Annotated in this window: 1 pseudogene; it reads left to right on the top strand. The window is 72.3% G+C overall.

What is annotated here, in order from left to right:
- Positions 1 to 430 (top strand): annotated as a pseudogene (locus tag RB628_RS42920) (mobilization protein); the annotation flags it as partial.

The raw sequence follows: 430 nt of genomic DNA, 5'->3' as shown, positions 1-430 counted from the left end.
CGGCCCGAGGCATCATCCAGGCCGGCAGCGCGCTCGGCCGAGGCGAGGACGGCGGAACCACCGCCATGCTCGTCTCCACCCTGGTCCTGGTCGCACTGGCCGCAGCACGCTGGCACTCCGCACACGGTCACGCCCAACAGGCCGAAGCCTCCCGTCAGACCGCCGAGCACCTTCGCGCCGCCTACCGCCAGGCCGCCGCCGCACCCATGCAGGCCCTGCGCGAACAAGGCCGAGCCCTGCCTGAAGCCCAGCGCCGCAGCTACGAGACCACCATCCGGGCCGCCCTGCCCGAGAACAGCACCCGAGCCGACACGAACACGAAAATCGACGCGCTGGCCGCCACCCTGGCTCAGGCCGAGCAGGCAGGCCACGACCCGAAGGCCCTCCTGCAGGAGGCCATCGCCATGCGCGAACTCGACACGGCCGAGGA

This window comes from Streptomyces sp. ADMS, assembly GCF_033441795.1.
GTDB lineage: Bacteria > Actinomycetota > Actinomycetes > Streptomycetales > Streptomycetaceae > Streptomyces.
This window is presented reverse-complemented; position numbering and strand designations above follow the sequence as displayed.